At 72.4% G+C, this 14,765-nt stretch carries 11 protein-coding genes and 1 tRNA gene; 8 read left to right on the forward strand and 4 right to left on the reverse strand.

Features of this window, described 5'->3' with window-relative positions:
- The first annotated feature begins 218 nt into the window (after positions 1-218).
- The 6 genes from FPV26_RS02185 to argH all read left to right on the forward strand — a co-directional run bounded on the left by FPV26_RS02185 (position 219) and on the right by argH (position 7,401).
- Positions 219-1,223 carry an N-acetylornithine carbamoyltransferase gene (locus FPV26_RS02185; RefSeq protein ID WP_147652047.1) on the forward strand — a complete coding sequence of 335 codons (1,005 nt, stop codon included), beginning with the start codon at positions 219-221 and terminating at the stop codon, positions 1,221-1,223.
- A gap of 32 nt (positions 1,224-1,255) precedes the next feature.
- The gene (locus tag FPV26_RS02190) at positions 1,256-2,467 is read left to right on the forward strand and encodes an argininosuccinate synthase (protein ID WP_147652049.1); all 1,212 of its coding nucleotides are present in this window, start codon (positions 1,256-1,258) and stop codon (positions 2,465-2,467) included.
- Between the two features lies 1 nt (position 2,468).
- Positions 2,469-3,551, forward strand: coding sequence for an acetylornithine deacetylase (locus FPV26_RS02195; RefSeq protein WP_147652051.1), 1,083 nt, complete (start codon positions 2,469-2,471; stop codon positions 3,549-3,551).
- A 142-nt stretch (positions 3,552-3,693) separates the two neighbouring features.
- A complete protein-coding gene (locus FPV26_RS02200) occupies positions 3,694-5,016 on the forward strand; it encodes an acetylglutamate kinase (protein WP_147652053.1) in 1,323 nt (440 codons plus the stop codon).
- Positions 5,013-5,987 carry an N-acetyl-gamma-glutamyl-phosphate reductase gene (argC, locus tag FPV26_RS02205; protein ID WP_147652055.1) on the forward strand — a complete coding sequence of 325 codons (975 nt, stop codon included), beginning with the start codon at positions 5,013-5,015 and terminating at the stop codon, positions 5,985-5,987. Before FPV26_RS02200 ends, argC begins: the two co-directional genes overlap by 4 nt.
- Before the next feature lie 124 nt (positions 5,988-6,111).
- The gene (gene argH / locus FPV26_RS02210) at positions 6,112-7,401 is read left to right on the forward strand and encodes an argininosuccinate lyase (protein WP_147652057.1); all 1,290 of its coding nucleotides are present in this window, start codon (positions 6,112-6,114) and stop codon (positions 7,399-7,401) included.
- 22 nt (positions 7,402-7,423) lie between these two features.
- On the opposite strand, the gene FPV26_RS02215 is transcribed toward argH, so the two are convergent.
- The 4 genes from FPV26_RS02215 to FPV26_RS02230 form a co-directional block, all read right to left on the reverse strand.
- Entirely contained in the window at positions 7,424-8,881 is a 1,458-nt protein-coding gene (locus tag FPV26_RS02215) for a glycosyltransferase family 2 protein (RefSeq protein WP_147652059.1), read from the reverse strand.
- Positions 8,881-10,110 carry a HEAT repeat domain-containing protein gene (locus tag FPV26_RS02220; RefSeq protein WP_147652061.1) on the reverse strand — a complete coding sequence of 410 codons (1,230 nt, stop codon included), beginning with the start codon at positions 10,108-10,110 and terminating at the stop codon, positions 8,881-8,883. The genes FPV26_RS02215 and FPV26_RS02220 overlap by 1 nt, the downstream gene beginning before the upstream one ends.
- Positions 10,094-10,876, reverse strand: coding sequence for a hypothetical protein (locus FPV26_RS02225; protein ID WP_147652063.1), 783 nt, complete (start codon positions 10,874-10,876; stop codon positions 10,094-10,096). The genes FPV26_RS02220 and FPV26_RS02225 overlap by 17 nt, the downstream gene beginning before the upstream one ends.
- Positions 10,877-11,191: 315 nt before the next feature.
- Positions 11,192-11,268 (reverse strand) — tRNA-Pro (locus FPV26_RS02230).
- A gap of 124 nt (positions 11,269-11,392) precedes the next feature.
- On the opposite strand from FPV26_RS02230, the gene hisS reads away from it, so the two are divergent.
- Positions 11,393-12,793, forward strand: a complete 1,401-nt coding sequence (gene hisS, locus FPV26_RS02235; RefSeq protein WP_147652065.1) for a histidine--tRNA ligase — start codon at positions 11,393-11,395, stop codon at positions 12,791-12,793.
- Positions 12,790-14,688 carry an HAL/PAL/TAL family ammonia-lyase gene (locus FPV26_RS02240; RefSeq protein WP_147652067.1) on the forward strand — a complete coding sequence of 633 codons (1,899 nt, stop codon included), beginning with the start codon at positions 12,790-12,792 and terminating at the stop codon, positions 14,686-14,688. Before hisS ends, FPV26_RS02240 begins: the two co-directional genes overlap by 4 nt.
- Positions 14,689-14,765: the final 77 nt, after the last annotated feature.

Below are 14,765 nucleotides of genomic sequence, written 5' to 3' on the forward strand. Positions count from 1 at the left end.
TGCGCGCCCCATGATGCCCTTCCGCGCCGACGCCGAGATCCTGACCTCCGCCCGCATGGCGGCAGGGATGACCTCGCGCGCGCGCCGACCGGAGCCCCGCCACCCGGCTGGGTAGCCGTCCGTCGTCATCGTCCCGTGACGGAACCGAGCCCAGCCTCCGCGCTGGGCTTTTTCGTTTCCGGCCGCCTCTTCCCCGACTTCCCCGACTCCTCGCCGCCATGAAGCACTTCCTCAACACCCAGGATTGGTCCCGCGACGAACTCGACGCGCTGCTGGCGCAGGCGGCCGAGTTCAAGCGCCGCCCGCTCGGCGACCAGCTCAAGGGGCGCTCGATCGCGCTGGTGTTCTTCAACCCCTCCATGCGCACCCGCACCAGCTTCGAGCTGGGCGCGTTCCAGCTCGGCGGGCACGCCATCGTGCTGCAGCCGGGCAAGGACGCCTGGCCGATCGAGTTTGACGTGGGCACGGTGATGGACGGCGAGGCCGAGGAGCACATCGCCGAGGTCGCGCGCGTGCTCGGCCGCTACGTGGACCTGATCGGCGTGCGCGCGTTCCCGAAGTTCCGCGACTGGGCCGAGGATCGCGAGGACAAGGTGCTGCGCGCGTTCGCGCGCTACTCGCCGGTGCCGGTGATCAACATGGAGACGATCACCCATCCCTGCCAGGAGCTGGCGCACGTGCTGGCGCTGCAGGAGCGCTTCGGCACGGCGGACCTGCGCGGCAGGAAGTACGTGCTGACCTGGACCTACCACCCGAAGCCGCTCAACACGGCGGTCGCCAACTCCGCGCTCACCATCGCCACGCGCATGGGCATGGACGTGACCCTGCTGTGCCCGACGCCCGAGTACGTGCTCGACGAACGCTACATGGACTGGGCCGCGCAGAACGTCGCCGAAAGCGGCGGTTCGCTCACCGTCAGCCACGACATCGAGGGCGCCTACCGCGACGCCGACGTGGTGTACGCCAAGAGCTGGGGCGCGCTGCCGTACTTCGGACGCTGGGAGGAGGAGAAGCCGCTGCGCGACCGCTTCCGCCACTTCATCGTGGACGAGGCCAAGATGGCGCTGACCCGCGACGGCGTGTTCTCGCACTGCCTGCCGCTGCGCCGCAACGTCAAGGCCACCGACGCGGTGATGGATTCGCCGAACTGCATCGCCATCGAGGAGGCCGAGAACCGCCTGCACGTGCAGAAGGCGATCATGGCCGCACTGGTGCGGCAGTGACCCCTCCCCACATTCCGCTGAGACAAGCCCCCATGAGCAACGACATCGTCCTCGCCTTCTCCGGCGGCCTCGACACCAGCTTCTGCGTCCCGTACCTGAAGGAGCGCGGCTGGAACGTGCACACCGTGTTCGCCGACACCGGCGGCGTGGACGCGGCCGAGCGCGCCTACATCGAGCAGCGCGCGGCCGAGCTGGGCGTGGCCTCGCACGTCACCGTGGACGGCGGCCCGGCGCTGTGGGAGGGCTTCGTCAAGCCGTTCGTGTGGGCGGGCGAGGGCTACCAGGGCCAGTACCCGCTGCTGGTCTCCGACCGCTACCTGATCGTGGACGCGACGCTGGCGCGCGCCCGCGCGCTCGGCACCGACGCGATCGCGCACGGCTGCACCGGCATGGGCAACGACCAGGTGCGCTTCGACCTGGCGGTGAAGGCCTCCGGCCCGTGGCGCATCGTGGCTCCGATCCGCGAGATCCAGAAGGAGCACACCGAGGTCCGCGCCTACGAGCAGCGCTACCTGGAGGAGCGCGGCTTCGGCGTGCGCGCGAAGCAGAAGGCCTACACGATCAACGAGAACCTGCTCGGGGTGACCCTGTCCGGCGGCGAGATCGACCGCTGGGAGGCGCCGGGCGAGGGCGCGCGCGGCTGGTGCGCGCCGCGCGAGGCCTGGCCGGCCGAGCCGCTGCGCACGACGCTGCGCTTCGTCCACGGCGAGGCGGTGGCGCTCGACGGCCGCGAGATGCCGGGGCCGCAGCTGCTGGCCCAGCTCAACACCATGTTCGCCCAGTACGGCGTCGGCCGCGGCCTGTACACCGGCGACACCACCATCGGCCTGAAGGGCCGGATCGTGTTCGAGGCGCCGGGCCTGGCCGCGCTGCTGGTCGCTCACCGCGCGCTGGAGGAGGCGGTGCTGAGCAAGCAGCAGAACCGGTTCAAGCCCGAGGTCGCGCGCAAGTGGGTCGAGCTGGTGTACGAGGGCTTCTTCCACGATCCGCTCAAGACCGACCTGGAGGCATTCCTGGCCGCGTCGCAGCGCATGGTCAACGGCGAGGTGGTGCTCGAAACCCGCGGCGGGCGCGTGGACGCGGTGGCGGTGCGCTCGCCGCACATCCTCAACGCCAAGGGCGCGACCTACGCCCAGTCGGCGGACTGGGGCGTGGAGGAGGCGGAAGGCTTCATCAAGCTGTTCGGCATGAGCAGCACGCTGTGGGCGCAGGTGAACGCGGACGCGAAGGACGGGAGCGGCTGACGTGCTCGACGACGTCCTGCGCCACCTCGAGGCCCTGGTGTCGTTCGACACCCGCAACCCGCCGCGCCGGATCGGCGCCGGCGGGATCTTCGACTACCTGCGCGCGCAGCTGCCGGGTTTTTCCTGCACCGTCACCGACCACGGCGACGGCGCGGTCTCGCTGCTGGCGGTGCGCGGCACGCCGCGGCGGGTGTTCAACGTGCACCTGGACACGGTGCCGGACTCGCCGGCGTGGACCGGCGATCCGCTGCGGCTGCGGGTCGAGGGCGACCGCGCGATCGGCCTGGGCGCGTGCGACATCAAGGGCGCGGCGGCCGGGCTGCTCGCCGCCGCCGCGCGCACCACGGGCGACGCCGCGTTCCTGTTCAGCAGCGACGAGGAGGCCAACGACCCGCGCTGCATCGCCGCGTTCCTGGGCCAGGCGCACGGCTTCCACGAGGCGATCGTGGCCGAGCCCACCGGCAACCGCGCGGTGCTCGCGCACCGCGGCATCAGCTCGGTGCTGCTGCGCTTCCAGGGCCGCGCCGGCCACGCCTCCGGCGCCGACGCGCTGGAGGCGAACGCGCTGCACCATGCGCTGCGCTGGGGTGCGCGCGCGCTGGCGCTGGTCGAATCCGAATCGCAGGCGCGTTTCGGCGGCCTGACCGGCCTGCGCTTCAACATCGGCCGGATCGAGGGCGGGATCAAGGCCAACGTGATCGCGCCGTCGGCCGAGGTGCGCTTCGGTTTCCGGCCGCTGCCCTCGCACGACATGGACGCCCTGCACGCGCAGTTCGGCGCCTGCGCCGAGCCGGGCGCGCTGGCGCGCTACGAGGAGACCTTCCGCGGCCCGCCGCTGCCGGCGGGCGATGTCGCCACCGCCGAGGAGCGGCGCCTGGCCGCGCGCGACCTGGCCGACGCGCTCGGCCTGCCGGTCGGCGAGGCGGTGGACTTCTGGACCGAGGCTTCGTTGTTCTCGCAGGCCGGCATGACCGCGCTGGTGTACGGGCCTGGCGAGATCGCCCAGGCCCACACCGCGGATGAGTGGGTGGCGCTGGAACAACTCGCGACCTACGCCGAGACCATGCGGAGGATCCTGCAATGAGTCTTTTGACGCGGATCCACGCGGATGGGCGCGGATCGAGGAAAAAGAACAGGCACCCTGCCGTGGAGCTGCGCTGCCCAGGAAACCGAACCGATTTCGTCTCATCCGCGTTTGTCCGCGTCAATCCGCGTCCACTCTGCCCATGACCCACCGTGAACTGCACTCGACGATCGTCCGGCTGCTGTCCAACATGGCCAGCGCCAAGGAGATCCAGCTCTACCTCAAGCGTTTCTCGCAGCTCGACGCGGCGCGCTTCGCCGTGGTCAAGGTCGGCGGCGCGGTGCTGCGCGACGAGCTCGACGCGCTGGTGTCGTCGCTCGCGTTCCTGCAGCAGGTCGGCCTCACCCCGATCGTGGTCCACGGCGCCGGCCCGCAGCTCGACGAGGAGATGCGCGCGGCCGGGATCGAGAAGCGCACCGTGGACAACCTGCGCTGGACCGACGCCGCGGTGCTGGCGGTGGTGCGCCGGGTGATGCGGCAGGAGAACCTGCGCCTGGTCGAGGCCCTGCAGGAGGAGGGCGTGCGCGCGACCTCGATCCAGTCCGGCGTGTTCGAGTGCGCGCTGCTCGATCCGCAGCGCTACGGGCTGGTGGGACGGGTGGCGAAGGTGGACCTGACCGGCATCCACGCCGCGATCCGGGCCGGTTCGATCCCGGTGATCGCCTCGCTCGGCGAGACCGCCTCCGGCCAGATCGTCAACGTCAACGCCGACTGGGCGGCGAACGAGCTGATCAAGACCCTGCAGCCGTACAAGATCGTGTTCCTCACCGGCACCGGCGGCCTGCTCGACGGCGAGGGCCGGATCATCGATTCGATCAACCTCAGCACCGAGTACGAGGAGCTGCTGGCGCAGCCGTGGCTGCACTCCGGCATGCGGGTCAAGATCGAGCAGATCCATGACCTGCTGATGGCGCTGCCGCCGTCGTCCTCGGTCTCGATCACCCGCCCCGACGAGCTGGCCAAGGAGCTGTTCACCCATCGCGGCTCCGGCACCCTGGTGCGGCGCGGCGAGCGCGTGCTGTGCGCCGGCTCCTGGGACGCTCTCGACCTGCCGCGGCTGCGTGGGCTGGTGGAGTCGGCCTTCGGCCGGCGCCTGCTGCCCGACTATTTCGAACGCACGCGCCTGCTGCGCGCCTACGTCAGCGAGAACTACCGCGCCGCGGTGATCCTGACCGAGGAGGAGGGCACCCCCTACCTCGACAAGTTCGCGGTGCTGGAGGAGGCGCAGGGCGAGGGCCTGGGCCGCGCGGTGTGGCAGGTGATGCGCGAACAGACCCCGCGTCTGTTCTGGCGCTCGCGGCATGGCAACCCGGTCAACGCCTTCTACGAGTCCGAGGCCGACGGCTCGCTCCGGCAGGAGCGCTGGAAGGTGTTCTGGTACGGCCTGCGCGACTTCGACGAGATCCGGCGCAGCGTCGAGCATTGCGCGCTGCGGCCGCCGACGCTGGAGGAGGTGCCGGCATGAACCGGATCGCGGTCGGCCTGGTGGGCGCGCGCGGCCACGTCGGCACGGAGCTGATCCGGCTGCTGGCGGCGCACCCGCGCTTCGAACTGGCGTTCGTGTCCTCGCGCGAGCGCGAAGGGCAGGCGCTGCGCGCGCACGAGGCGGGCTACGCCGGCGGCCTGCACTACGTGGCCTACGGGCCGGAGCAGGCGGCCGCGGCCGGCGCCGACGCGGTGGTGCTGGCGCTGCCGAACGGCAAGGCCGCGCCCTACGTGGCCGCACTCGAGGCGCAGGCGCCGGCGACGGTGGTCGTGGACCTGTCCGCCGACTACCGCTTCGACCCGGGCTGGTACTACGGCCTGCCCGAGCTCACCCGCGCGCGCTACGCCGGCCAGCGCCGGATCAGCAACCCCGGCTGCTACGCCACCGCGATGCAGCTCGCCGTGGCGCCGATGCTCGATGCGCTCGCGGGGCCGGTGCAGTGCTTCGGCGTGTCCGGATATTCCGGCGCCGGCACCACGCCCTCGGACAAGAACGACCCGGACAAGCTGCGCGACAACCTGATGCCGTACGCGCTCACCGGCCACGTGCACGAGCGCGAGGTCAGCCGGCAGCTCGGCCATCCGGTCGAGTTCCTGCCGCACGTGGCGCCGCATTTCCGCGGCCTGACCATCACCGCCAACCTGCACCTGTCGCATGCGTTCGCGCGCGAGGAGGCCATCGCCCGCTACCGCGCGCGCTACGCCGGCGAGCCGCTGGTGCGGGTGCTGGACGAGGCGCCGTGGGTGAGCCGGATCGCCGGCCGCCACCACGTCGAACTGGGCGGCTTCGCCCTGTCCGAGGACGGCCGCCGCCTGGTGGTGGTGGCCACCGAGGACAACCTGCTCAAGGGCGCGGCGACGCAGGCCCTGCAGAACCTCAACCTCGCCTTCGGCCTGGACGAGTTCGCCGGGATTCCGGTGACGGTTCAGGCCACGGATCAACACGGATGAACACGGAGACAGCGGCAGATGCTTGACATCATGAAGCGACAAGGCAGCGATTCCTTGCGTCGTTGTTCCATCCGTGTCCATCCGTGACGATCCGTGGCAGAAAGCTTTCCTTCGAGGTGACCCCATGTCCGACCTGCTCTGGCAAAAACCCGGCGTGAAGGTGGATGCGCGGATCCAGCGCTTCCTCGCCGGCGAGGACGTGGTGCTCGACCGCGAGTTCTTCCTGCACGACATCCAGGCCAGCCGCGCGCACGCGCAGGGCCTGCAGCGGATCGGGATCCTGGGTGCGGACGAACTGGCCGCGATCGAACGCGAGCTCGATGCGCTGGCCGCGGATTTCCGCAGCGGCGCGTTCGTGCTCGACGCGCGCCACGAGGACGGGCATTCGGCGATCGAGGCGCGCCTGACCGAACGCCTGGGCGACGCCGGCCGCCGGATCCACACCGGCCGCAGCCGCAACGACCAGGTGCTGGTCGCCACCCGCCTGTGGCTGAAGGAGCGGCTGGCGGCGCTGCGCGCACTCTGCCGCGAGGCCGCGCAGGTGGCGCTCGAGCGCGCCAAAGCGGAGGCCGACGTGCCGCTGCCGGGCTACACCCACCTGCAGCGCGCGGTGGTGTCCTCGCTGGGCATGTGGTGGGCGGCGTGGGCGGAGGGCTTCCTCGACGACGCCCAGCGCGCGGCCGACACCCTGCGCTGGGTGGACGCCAACCCGCTCGGCAGCGCCGCCGGCTACGGCGTCAACCTGCCGCTGGACCGCGAACACACCACGCGCGCGCTCGGTTTCGGACGCATGCAGGTGGCGGCCACCTACGCCCAGCTCTCGCGCGGCAAGTACGAACTGGCCGCGGTCGAGGCCCTGGCCTCGGCCGTGCTCGACCTGCGCCGCCTGGCCTGGGATCTGAGCCTGTTCACCAGCGCCGAATTCGGCTTCGTCGTGCTGCCGCCGGAATACACCACCGGCAGCTCGATCATGCCCAACAAGCGCAACCCGGACGTGATCGAACTGATGCGCGCCAGCTACGCCAGCGTGGCCGCCGCGCGCACCGAGCTCGAACAGCTGCTGTCGCTGCCCTCGGGCTACCACCGCGACCTGCAGTACACCAAGGGCGCGATCGTGCACGCCTTCCACCGCGGCCTGGGTGCGCTGGAACTGCTGCCCGACCTGCTGCGCAACCTGGAATGGAAGCCGCAGGCGATGCGCGCCGCGCTGGATCCGTCCCTGTACGCCACCGACCTGGCCGTGGACCTCGCCCGCCAGGGCGTGCCATTCCGCGACGCCTACCGCCAGGCCGCCGACCCCGCGCGCTGGGCCGCAGGCGACCCCGTCGCCAGCCTGGCCGCGCGCGTCTCGCCCGGCGCCGCCGCCGACCTGCGCCTTGCGGCGCTGCGCGCGCGGCTGGAATCGCTCGGCTGAGGCGGCGCGGGCCGGCCCGGGCTCACGAACCTGGCGCGTCGGCCAGCGTTCCGCCAGCAGACGCCCGCGCGCGCCGGTTGCGCTCGAACTTGTCCCAGCCCTTGCGCCCGCGCAGGAAGTCCAGGTAGCCGCGCAGGCCGGCGAGCATGATCAGCGGGCGGTAGAGCAGGAAATCCAGGGGGGCGAGCAGCAGCATGCGGACCAGGTCGCCGCGGTGGTAGTCGCGGTAGGCGTGGTCCTGCATGCCGATCGCGGCGGTGGTGGGCAGCACGGTGACGAACAGCATCGCCGCGAGCAGGGCCAGGTAGGCCGGCCAGGCGAGCAGGCCGAGCCAGATCGCGGCCACGAGGGTGAGGATGGCGGCGAGCTGCACCAGCGGCGCCAGCGCCTCGAACAGCCACAGGTAGGGCAGGCCGAGCAGGCCCACGCTGCGGTACTTCGGCCGCAGCAGCATGAAGCGGTAGTGCCAGACACATTCCAGCAGCACCCGCTGCCAGCGCGCGCGCTGGCGGATCAGGGCCTTCACCGTGCTCGGGCCCTCGGTCTCGGCGACCATGTGCGGCAGCGAGAGGATGCGGTAGTCGAGCCGGTTGCGCAGGCTGTGCTCGTGCACCCGGAAGGTCATCTCGATGTCCTCGCAGGTGAACTCGCCGGAGAAGCCGCCCAGCTCCACCACCACGTCGCGGCGCCAGATCGCGAACGCGCCGGGATTGCACAGCATGCATTCCATGCGGCTGAAGGCCAGGCGGTAGGCCAGGAACGTGCGCATCAGGTCCAGGTGCTGGTAGGTGCACAGCAGGCTGTCGTCGAGCGTGCGCCAGCCACGGCGCAGGATGGCGTGGCGCTCCGGTTCGCTGCCCACGCCGAAGAAGCTGGTGGCGCCCACGGTCCTGGCCGGATCCTTGGTCACGTGCGACATCGCCCGCAGCAGCGCGCTGGCGATGTAGATCGTGTCACCGTCCACGCAGCACACGTAGGGATAGCGGGCGAGGTTGATGCCGCAGTTGACCGGGTCGGCCTTGTTGCCGGCGTTGGCCTTGCTGACCACGGTCAGGCGCGGATCCTTGCGGCTGCGGTAGATGGCGCGGATCTCGGCCGAGGGCAGCACGCGCCGGTAGGCGGCGTCCACGCGCTCGAGGTCGAACTCGGCCTGCAGCCGCGCCAGGGTCGCGTCGGTGGAGCCGTCGTCCACCACGATGACCTCGAACTCCGGATAGTGCTGGGCCAGCAGCGAGCGCGTGGCCGGCACCACCATCGCCTCCTCATTGAGCACCGGCGAGACGATGCTCACCGGCAGCGTGAAGCGGGACTCGCGCAGGGTGGTGAAGTCCTCGATCCGGCTTTCGCGCTCGCGCCTGCCGTTCTCCACCCAGGCCACGATCATGGCGAAGAAGCCGAAGGCCATGCTCGCGACGAAGTAGGCCAGGCACAGCCAGAACCAGAAGACCAGCGAGCCGGCGAACCAGCCTGTCGCGTCCATCACGTCCGCTCCTGTGGGCCGGCCGCGGCGGCGGCGCGGGAAGGTTGCCAGCTCGGGTGCAGCGGCGCGCCGGCGCCGACCATGTCGCGTTCGCCGGCCTGCATGATCCGGCGCAGCAGGGCCGAGGCCTCGGCGCCTTCGGGGCCCTGCCGGCGCGCGCGCTCGACCAGCAGCGCGATCGCGCCGATCTCCTGCAGCACGTCGGCGGCGCCGTTGCGGGCGAAGCGGTCGGGCGAATCGAGCTGCGCCAGGACCTGCGGCATGGCGCGCAGGCCCAGGCGCGAGAGAGATTCCTTCGCCGCCTGGCGCACCCACCAGTCCGGATCGGCCAGCAGCGGCGCGATGTCGGCGGCCGCGCCCTCGGGATCGGTGCGCGCCAGCGTGCGTGCCGCATGCGCGCGGACGAAGGGCGCCGTGTCGCGCAGCAGCCCGCGTGCGGTGGCGGCGGCCAGCGGCGTGGCGACCTCGGCCAGCGACTGCACCGCGGCCTTGCGCACGCCCGGATCCGGGTCGCGGGCGAGCGCGGCCAGGTGCGCGTCCATGCCCGGCAGGCCGGCGTAGCGCCACAGCAGCAGCGCGCCCCAGGCGCGCACCGCGGGATCGGCCGAAGCGGCCAGCGGGCGCAGCAGTTCGCCGATCGGGAAGTGGAAGCGGTCGAGCTGGCTGGCGATGCGCGTGCGCAGGCTGCCGGCGGTGTGCAGCCCTGCGATCAGCACTTCCGCCGCCTGCCGGTCGCCGATCTCGCCGAGCAGGGTGATGGCGGCGTTGCGGATCTCCGGATCCTCCGCGGCCAGTGCGCGCGCCAGCAGGGCATGGCTGTCCGGATGCCGCTCGCGGGCGAGCACGAACAGCGCCGAGATGTAATCCCACTTGCGGCCCCGCTCCGGTCCGGAGCGGGCGGTGGCCAGCAGCCGTGCCGGATCGCGCAGCCGTTCGACCTGCACCGAGCAGGCGTCCCGCGCCCAGCCCGGCAGGGAGGTGTCCATCACCAGCGTTTCCAGCGAGCGCAGCGGCAGACGTTTGAGGATGCGGTGGACGGCCGCCATGCGCTCGGCCAGCGGCTGGGCTGCGAGCTGCGGATCGCGCAGCGCCTGCGCCGCCCAGCCCAGGCCGCGGTTGCGCGCGTCGTGGAGCAGGCGGTTGCCGACGATCCACAGCGTCAACGCCAGCCAGGCCGCAGCCGTCACCGCGGCGGCGAGGATCAGCGCATGGCTATCGAGCGAAGGCATGGCGATAGGAAAGGGTGAGGGAATCCTGCCGGAACCGGGTGCCGCGGCCGGTGCCCAGATCGAGCCTGAGGCTGTGGCCGCCGGCGAGGCGGTAGGCGAGGAAGCCGCCGGCCTGCCAGCCGGTGCCGGTGTCGAAGCCGGGTTCGTCGGCGCCGAACACGTTCTCGCCGCCGGCCAGGCGCAGGCCGCAGGACCACCGGGCACCGCAGGCCCATTGGCCGCGGACGAGGCCGAACGCGATCCGCTCGCGTCCGGCCGTGCTGGTCGAGCCGTGCCGGTAGCCGATTTCCCACTCGTCGTCGCCGCGGTAATGCAGGCTGGAGAACGACCACAGCCGCAGGGCCGACCCCGGGTAGTCGGCATGGCGGTAGCCGAGCCGGACCGTGTGGGCCGGGCCGAGGCGGTAGCCGGCATGGGCTTCGCCCGCCCGACGCGGCACGAAGGCCGCGCCCGAGCCGGATTCGAGCTGGCCGGAAAGGATCCAGCGTTCGCCCAGCCAGTGGCCGCCGGCCGTGGCCAGCTCCCCGTGTGCCTGCTCGCGCGTGCGGCGTTCGACCACGGCGAACAGGCCGCCGTGCGCGCCGCGCAGGTCCCATTGCAACCACTGCGCGCGCCAGGTGGCGTCGCGCGCGCCGATGCGCACGTCGCTGGTCTCCAGCGCGGCCGTGAGGGCGTGGCGCGCCGTCGCCGCATCACCACCGGCCGTCGCCGGCAGGGCGGCAGCGGCCGACGCCGCCAGCAGCCAGGCACGGGCGCCTGCGGGCACGGACGGGCGGGACGGGCGGGACGGGCGGGACGGGGGGAAGCGGACTGCGCCCATGGCGGGCGGGGCGCACCAGGGGAATGCGGCAGCGCCAGTGATCGGGGAAGGCTTCGGCATCGTGCTCTGGACGGTGGCGGCGAAAGCGCCTGCGCCGGGCGCAGTGCGGGACCACGGGCGACGCGACGACCACCGGACCGGCAGGCGCCGACAGCCCTCCTGCGCCGATCATGCCAGCGCCCGGAGGGGCGCGACAGTGCGATGCGTGGGGACGAAACGACGCCGCCCCCGCGGGGCGGGGGCGGCGCTTGGTGCAGGAGTTGGTCGGGGAGACAGGATTTGAACCTGCGACTTCTACGTCCCGAACGTAGCGCTCTACCAGGCTGAGCTACACCCCGACGTTGGGCCGCCCATTGTAAGGAAGCCGAGCCGCGATGGGCAACACTCCCCCTGTCCCCGGAACCGGGGCAGGGCCCCGCCCCGGTAAACTTCGCCGGTTTCTTCCGCACCGGAATGACCGCCTTGATCAAGCCCCGCACCCCGCCCGGCGTCCTCGAGCTGCTGCCACGCGAGCAGATCGCCTTCCAGCGCATGCTCGACGCGATCCGCCAGACCTTCGAAAGCTTCGGCTTCCTGCCGGTGGAGACGCCGGTGATGGAGCTGTCCGAGGTACTGCTGACCAAGTCCGGCGGCGAGACCGAGCGCCAGGTCTATTTCGTCCAGTCCACCGGCGCGCTGGGCAAGTCGTCCGACGGCAGGGGCGGGGAGGGGCTGCCGGAGCTGGCGCTGCGCTTCGACCTGACCGTGCCGCTGGCGCGCTACGTGGCCGAGCACGAGCACGAGCTGGCGTTCCCGTTCCGCCGCTACCAGATGCAGCGCGTGTACCGCGGCGAGCGCGCCCAGCGCGGCCGCTTCCGCGAGTTCTACCAGTGCGACATCGACGTGATCGGCAAGGACACGCTCTCGCCGCGCTTCGACGCCGAGATTCCCGCGGTGATCAACGCCGTGTTCGAGCGCCTGGCGATCGGCGAGTTCACCATCCAGCTCAACCACCGCAAGCTGCTGCGCGGCTTCTTCGAGGGGCTGGGCATCGCCGACGGCGAGCGCCAGGCGGCGGTGCTGCGCGAGCTGGACAAGCTCGACAAGCGCGGCGAGGACGCGGTGCGGGCCACGCTCGAAGGGGAGGGCTTCGCACTCGCGCCGGAGGTGGTCGAGCACGTGCTCGGCTTCTCGCGCATCCGCTCGCAGGGCCACGCGGACGCGCTGGCCCGGCTCGATGCGCTCGGCGCGGGCACGCCGCTGTTCGAGGAGGGGCGCGCCGAACTGCGCGCGATCCTGCAGCAGCTGCGCGCGCTCGGCGTGCCCGAGTCGCGCTACGCGCTCAACCTCTCGATCGCGCGCGGCCTGGATTACTACACCGGCGTGGTGTACGAGACCCGGCTCGACGCGCACCCGGAGATCGGCTCGATCTGCTCCGGCGGGCGCTACGACAATCTGGCCAGCCACTACACCAGATCGAAGCTGCCCGGCGTGGGCATCTCGATCGGCCTGACCCGGCTGTTCTGGCAGCTGCGCGAGGCGGGCCTGGTGCAGGCGGCGGAGAGCACGGTGGACGTGCTGGTGGCGCTGCTCGACGACGCCAGGCTGGAGGAGGCGCTGGAGATCTCGCAGCGCCTGCGCGCCGCCGGCCTCAACGTGGAGACCCAGCTCGAACCGCGCAAGCTCGCCCGGCAGTTGCAGTACGCCGACCGCGCCGGGATCCGTTTCGTGGTCATGCGCGGCGAGGACGAGGCCGCGCGCGGCGCGGTGGCGGTGAAGGACCTGCGCCGTGGCGAGCAGTTCGAGGTGCCGCTGGAGGAGCTGGCGCCGACCCTGCAGGTGGAACGCGAGCAGCTGCGCGCGCAGGCGGAGATCGCGCGATGAGCGGGGCGGTGCGGCTGGACGGGCGCTCGCTGACCCGCGCCCAGGTGCTGGAGGTCGCGCGCGGCGCGCAGGTGGCGCTCGACGAACGCGCGCTGCAGGGCGTGGCGCGCGCGGCCGCGTTCCTGGCCGAGCAGGTGCGGCGCGAGGAGCCGATCTACGGCGTCTCCACCGGCTTCGGCAGCAATGCCGACAAGCTGCTCGGCGCGCATCCGCTGCGCGACGAACTGCCGGGCGCGGCGCCGTCGGGCCGCTCGCTGCATGCCGAGCTGCAGCACAACCTGATCGTGACCCACGCGGTGTGCGTGGGCGAGCCGTTCGCGGCCGAGGTGGTGCGGGCGATGCTGTGCATCCGCATCAACACCCTGCTGCGCGGCCATTCCGGCGTGCGGGTGGAAACGCTGCAGGCGCTGGCGGCGATGCTCAACGCCGGGGTGGTGCCGGTGGTGCCGCAGCTCGGCTCGGTCGGCGCCTCGGGCGACCTGGCGCCGCTGTCGCACCTGGCGATCGTGCTGCTCGGCGGCGGCGAGGCCTTCTTCCGCGGCGAACGCCTGCCCGGCGCCGAGGCCCTGCGCCGCGCCGGGCTCGCGCCGCTGACCCTGTCGTACAAGGAAGGGCTGGCGCTCAACAACGGCACCGCGCAGATGCTGGCCTGCGGCGTGCTGGCGCTGGCACGGATGGAGGAGCTGCTCGACACCGCCGACCTGGCCGCGGCGATGACCGTGGACGCCTTCGCCGGCCGTCTCGGCGCGTTCGCGCCGGAGGTGCACGCATTGCGCCCGCATCCGGGGCAGGTGCACGTCGCCGAACGCCTGCGTGCGCTGCTCGCGGATTCCACGCTGGCCGACATCCCGTACCACCTGGTGCCGCGGTTCCGGCCGTGGCTGCCCGCCTCGTGGGACACCGACGAGGCGCGCCGGCTGACCTTCGACATCGGCTGGGACTGGGTGCCGCTCAGCCAGCGCCACGGCCGCGAGAAGTTCTACACCCGCTTCCGCCCGTTCCGCGGCGGCAAGAAGCACCAGCCGCAGGACAGCTACTCGCTGCGCTGCGTGCCGCAGGTGCACGGCGCGGTGCGCGACGCCGTCGCGCATGCGGCGCGCGTGTTGGAGATCGAGCTCAACGCGGTCACCGACAACCCGTTGGTGTTCCCGGACGCGCAGGCCGAGCACGTGGAGCAGCAGGTGATCTCCGCCGGCCACTTCCACGGCATGCCGCTGGCGCTGGCGATGAGTCACGTCAAGGCCGCGATCCCGGTGCTCGCCTCGATCTCGGAGCGGCGCCTGAACAAGCTGGTGGATCCGGCCACCAACGACGGCCTGCCGGCGTTCCTGATCGGCAACGAGGACGGCACCGAATCCGGGCACATGATCGTGCAGTACACCGCCGCGGCGCTGGTCAACGACCTGGCCAGCCGGGCGATGCCGGCCTCGGTGTATTCGATCCCCACCAGCGCCAATGCCGAGGACCACGTCTCGATGGGCGCGAACGAGGCCCGCCACGTGCTGGCGATGGTGGCCGACCTGGGCAAGGTGCTGGCGCTCGAGCTGTACACCGCGGGGCAGGCGCTGGACCTGCGCCGGGACATGATCAACGCCGCCCGCGCCCTGGCCCGGCGCACCGATGCCGAGAGCTTCGCGGCCAGGGTGCAGGGCGGCCCGCTCCCGGGCGCGCCGGAGCGCGGCGCGTTCCTGGCCGAGGTCGAGGGCCTGCGCGCCGAGCTGGCGCAGGCACCGGAGTTCCGCCCCGGCCGGGCGGTGGCCGCGGCGCACGCGGCCCTGCGCGAGGCGATCCCGTTCCTGGGCGCCGACCGCGCGCTGGATGTCGAGGTGGCCACCGCGGTGCGGCTGGTGGAGGAGGGGCGGCTGCTGGCCGCCGCGCGCGCCGCCCTCGGCTGAACCGTGGGCCCGGCCGTGCCGCCCCCCGGCCCGTGGGCGGCCGGGGACGGGGCAGGCCGGGGCAGGGCAGCGCCCGT

It is taken from the genome of Vulcaniibacterium gelatinicum (assembly GCF_008033445.1).
GTDB classification, from domain to species: domain Bacteria; phylum Pseudomonadota; class Gammaproteobacteria; order Xanthomonadales; family Xanthomonadaceae; genus Vulcaniibacterium_B; species Vulcaniibacterium_B gelatinicum.